The sequence below is a fragment of the Serratia sp. OS31 genome (genome assembly GCF_014164835.1).
Taxonomy (GTDB): Bacteria; Pseudomonadota; Gammaproteobacteria; order Enterobacterales; family Enterobacteriaceae; genus Serratia; species Serratia liquefaciens_A.
The window spans coordinates 1-4,347 of sequence record NZ_JACJFQ010000072.1 but is presented as its reverse complement, the minus strand read 5'-3'; the positions used below and the strand labels follow the sequence as shown (position 1 = coordinate 4,347).

Annotated in this window: 2 protein-coding genes, 1 tRNA gene and 4 pseudogenes; 3 read left to right on the top strand and 4 right to left on the bottom strand. The window is 46.5% G+C overall.

Annotated elements, in window-relative coordinates; all coding sequences use genetic code 11:
* Positions 1-135 precede the first annotated feature (135 nt).
* Both H5P17_RS26170 and H5P17_RS26165 read right to left on the bottom strand, forming a co-directional pair.
* Positions 136-342 (bottom strand): annotated as a pseudogene (locus H5P17_RS26170) (transposase); the annotation flags it as partial.
* A gap of 171 nt (positions 343-513) precedes the next feature.
* Positions 514-590, bottom strand: a tRNA-Ile gene (locus H5P17_RS26165).
* Between the two features lie 198 nt (positions 591-788).
* On the opposite strand from H5P17_RS26165, the gene H5P17_RS26160 reads away from it, so the two are divergent.
* Positions 789-1,208, top strand: coding sequence for a hypothetical protein (locus H5P17_RS26160; protein WP_182825883.1), 420 nt, complete (start codon positions 789-791; stop codon positions 1,206-1,208).
* Between the two features lie 125 nt (positions 1,209-1,333).
* On the opposite strand, the pseudogene H5P17_RS26155 reads toward H5P17_RS26160, so the two are convergent.
* A pseudogene (locus H5P17_RS26155) lies at positions 1,334-1,948 on the bottom strand (transposase); the annotation flags it as partial.
* A 526-nt stretch (positions 1,949-2,474) separates the two neighbouring features.
* On the opposite strand from H5P17_RS26155, the pseudogene H5P17_RS26860 reads away from it, so the two are divergent.
* Together H5P17_RS26860 and H5P17_RS26145 are read left to right on the top strand one after the other, a co-directional pair.
* Positions 2,475-2,734 (top strand): annotated as a pseudogene (locus tag H5P17_RS26860) (IS3 family transposase); the annotation flags it as partial.
* A 119-nt stretch (positions 2,735-2,853) separates the two neighbouring features.
* A protein-coding gene (locus H5P17_RS26145; RefSeq protein ID WP_182825882.1) for an IS3 family transposase occupies positions 2,854-3,965 on the top strand; the annotation gives its coding sequence in 2 pieces (ribosomal slippage) (positions 2,854-3,115 and positions 3,115-3,965; 1,113 coding nt in all).
* 13 nt (positions 3,966-3,978) lie between these two features.
* Here the strand turns inward: H5P17_RS26145 and H5P17_RS26140 are convergent.
* Positions 3,979-4,347, bottom strand: a pseudogene (locus H5P17_RS26140) (IS3 family transposase); the annotation flags it as partial.

Here is a 4,347-nt window from a genome sequence, read left to right as displayed (position 1 = left end):
ATCGCCGTTTACTGGAACGACTGGGTCATATCCCACCGATAGAAGCTGAAAAAGCGTATCATGTTGCTATAAAAGACAGGGAGCTCGCCGCCTGAGTTCCCGGACTAAATATTCTCCAATAAAACCGGTGCGGTTCAGTTTCTTCAGACGCAGGTTTTCCTCTTCCAGTTGCCGCATATGCTTCAGCTCCGAAGGAGAAATGCCGCCGTATTTTTTACGCCACGTATAGAAAGTGGCATCCGAAATGCCCAGCTTGCGACAGACGTCCGGCACTGACGTACCCAGTTCAGCCTGCTTCAGGGCAAAAACAATCTGCTCTTCGGTGAATCGTGACTTTTTCATCGGCACATCCTCCGCTCAGGGGAGTGTGTATCATGCCGGAATTCTGTTTCTGAATGGAGCAGGATTTTGGGTCAGTCTTACTCTACTATCGCCAAATCAGACCTGTTAAAGGTTTCAGTTATACCCAGCTTCGGATTCTAGTAAATAAAAATGAATAACTAACGATGTTAATGGTGGCCCTTGCTGGGCTTGAACCAGCGACCGAGCGATTATGAGTCACTCGCTCTAACCAACTGAGCTAAAGGGCCGTTTGCTTATTGTATGAGAGTTTAAGTGTTTGATACAACAAAAAATAATCCAAAATTAGATGTTGCATTTTATTGTCCGGTTATGCTAGAAATATTTCAAATGCTTTGATGGATACTGCCAATTATATACTGCATTGGGTGTGTTACAGAGTCTGAATGTTTATTTAATCTGAATTGGATGTGTTAATGAATACAAGAATGAGAATTATATTAATTACCTTGTTGGCGATGTTATGTGATTTTTCAATGTGCTCAGTATATGCTACTGAAGCGAAATTGAATCCTGCACAGTTAAATCATCTAAACGAGATGATTAACACCCAGCTCAAGGAGCAGACTGACAGAAATATAGTGTATAGCTGGACGGAAGCTCAGCGTGTTGCAGAGTTTTTTTGTCGCCCGTTAGCACAAACAGTGATTAAAAAACGCTTATCAACTGTGGATAAAGTTGTTCTCGATCAGGGGAATGAAAATGAGCAGCGCCTGATATCACCGACAATTTTGGAGGGTAATGGTCAGTATCGTATTGGTAGCGATTGGACTCCATTCCACTTTCAATGTAAAATATCCGAAAAAACAGGTGAAGCTATTGAATTTAACTTTTTTAAAAGAAACTGAAGGCAGCGTAGCTACTTTGATTTGGCCTTATATATTCCGACGCATTTTTTTCTCTTATGGGTGCGGTAATTCCTGTATATATGCCAGTGAATTTCAATTTCTTTCAAATGTAGTGGTTCAGCAATTTCGGCCAGCCACATACCCAGTAGCTCTTTCTGGCCTTCGATATTGATACCCAGCGCCAGGAACACGGATTTATTGATCACGCGGCTCTCCTGCCGGACTTTCAGGACGATACAATAGAGATAAACAATGGGGTAGACCGTATCCAGTGGACGATTTTTCCATTCGATAACCTGTTCCATAACGGCATCGGTGACCTTACAATACCAGTAAGGGTGAGACGTCTGCGTCATACAGCTCTTTAAACGCAGCCGCTATCTCGCGAGTTGTCATGCCTTATAGCATACAACAACAGGATCTGGTTACCCATCCCGGTGATCCGGGTTTGGTTTTTCTTCACCTGTTGCGGTTCGAAAGAGCCATCACGATCGCGCGGCGTACGCTGCTCCAGCTGCGCCATCGTCAGTGGTGACGGTCTTTGTCGAGTAGCCGTTGCGAGTATTGGAGCTAGATTTAGCCTGATTTTTATCGTAGCCGAGGGGATGGAGCATTTCGGCGTTGAGCGCCGCCTCGACTCTGATTTTTTTAAGCAGGCGATCGAACTGGCTGAATTCCTCAAGGGTTTTGAGATTTTTGGCCAGTTCGTTAGTCAGAGCCTGCAACTTTTTTTCGTCCATAAAGAAACCTGCTTTTGATGTTGGAATGAACATATCAAAATCAATCAATTACACAAATTTATGTACAGGCTTTTTTAATTTTTTCTTACTGTTTTCAACATCGTTACTGGTAACGATAAATGTTCATGCTTCAATTTTAATGGAGTCGGCCCCTCCCCCCTGCAAGTATTCTCGTTGACCTGATGTGTTCATTTCATTCCCTTTGTTTGAGTGGAGGTATTCTTTCATGTGTTGTCAAGGAATTTACTATCACTGCGCTATCAATAGATTAAGTACTTATTTTTGTAAAGTACAATATGCAACAACTAGCTATTGCTGGAATGAAATTCATTATGTTTTATTACATTCCAGTTAATTAGTCACGAAAATCCAAATATGGACTAGAAGATATAGCGTTTCATATTTCATGACACATCACATTATTTTACCAAAAAAAATAATAGATTCCCCCTACATAAAAATGATCTCACCCACCAATAGAAGACCCGAGACTAAGTGAGCAAACTCTCAACCAGAGGTGACTCACATGACAAAATCAGCATCAACCAGCCAGAAGCCCCGTAGCTTGCTGAACGCATCGGGGTGGCTGCCGCTGCCCGAGAACTCAGCTTGTATGAATCACAGCTTTATCCCTGCCACAGCAAGCAACCGCAACAAATAACCTCGTAAAGCATCAGTGTAAACCGGTCCCTGAAAATGCCTGTCTTAAGCGACAGCTGGCAGAGATGCTGGCCATTATCCAAAAGGCCGGACAGGCTTCGCGAAGCCCCTGAAATGAAGGATGTCTGATCTTACCCGCGTAATGTGGACACAGCACTAAGCGAGGTGTAAGTATCCCAGCAAAACGAACCATTCACTTTTAGAGATCTTCCGACATACTGATTATGTCCCCTGAGGAGATCGCCATGCGTGAAGCCCGATTCACCGAACACCAGATCATTACCGTTCTGAAGTCCGTCGAAACCGGACGTACCGTCAAGGATGTCTGCCGTGAAGCCGGTATATCTGAAGCCTCGTACTACAACTGGAAAGCAAAGTATGGCGGTATGGAAGCCTCTGATATCAAAAAGATGAAAGACCTGGAGGATGAAAACCGACGCCTCAAACAGATGTTTGCTGATCTCAGCCTTGAGTGCCGGGCACTTAAAGACGTCATCGAAAAAAAGCTTTAAAACCAGCGATAAAGCGTGAACTTGTCAGCTATCTGACGGCGCAATTTGCCATGAGTTTACGCCAGGCCTGCAGGACGTTATCGCTGAGCAGGACGGTATATTTTTATCAGCCCGATGCCCGGCGTGATGAACCGGTGATCCATGCGCTGACTGAACTGGCAGAACGCTACCCCCGCTACGGATTTAAGAAGCTTTTTCATATGCTTCGCAGGCAGGGCCACGTCTGGAACCACAAGCGTGTACACCGGATTTACTGTCTGCTAAAACTGAATTTTCGTCGCAAGGGTAAACAACGCCTTCCGGTGCGCAATCCAGCCCCGCTGGCAACGCCGGAAGCGCTCAACCAAAGCTGGTCGATTGATTTTATGCACGATGCGCTGACATGTGGCCGACGTTTTCGGACTTTCAACGCCGTTGATGATTTTAACCGTGAAGCACTGGCTATCGAAATTGACCTGAATATCCCGGCGCAGCGCGTCGTCCGGGTGCTGGACAGGATAGTGGCAAACCGTGGATATCCGCTGAAGATGCGGATGGATAACGGACCGGAACTGATATCACTAGCTCTGGCGCAATGGGCTGAAGAACATGGCGTGATGCTGGAATTTATAAAGCCGGGTAAGCCAACACAGAACGCCTTTATAGAGCGGTTTAACCGAACGTACCGGACCGAAATACTGGATTTTTATCTGTTCATAACGCTGAATGAAGCACGGGAGATCACAGATCGCTGGCTGACTGAATATAACAGCGAGCGACCTCATGAGTCCCTGAATAACCTGACGCCGGAAGAATACCGGCTGATGGCTGAGAAACCGGAAATCTCAAAAAGTGCCTGGAACTAAAATCGGTGTACTTACAGAGGGTCTGGTTTTCGAACTGTTCCGGGCTGAGGCCACCGCAGGCACTGTGGCGACGCCAGCGATTGTAATCACACTTGATATAATTAAACACCGTTGTCCGCACCATTTCTGGTTCGGACCGCTGGCGCTGAAGTCCTGCTCCAGCAGGTTCTCTGACACCGGCAGCCCCTGCCGCCGCAGGCTGGAAGCGATGGTTTTAACGTTATACATCAGCCCCTGCTCCCGTAGTTCATCTGCCAGGCGCGGCGCACCGTAGCGCTGTTTCGCCTGGGTGAAGGCGTCACTGACCGCAATGTCGCAGTCCTGCCGGAAGCGCTGACGCGCATTGATAACTCGGCACCGGTTGCACCAGGCGTACCAGCCA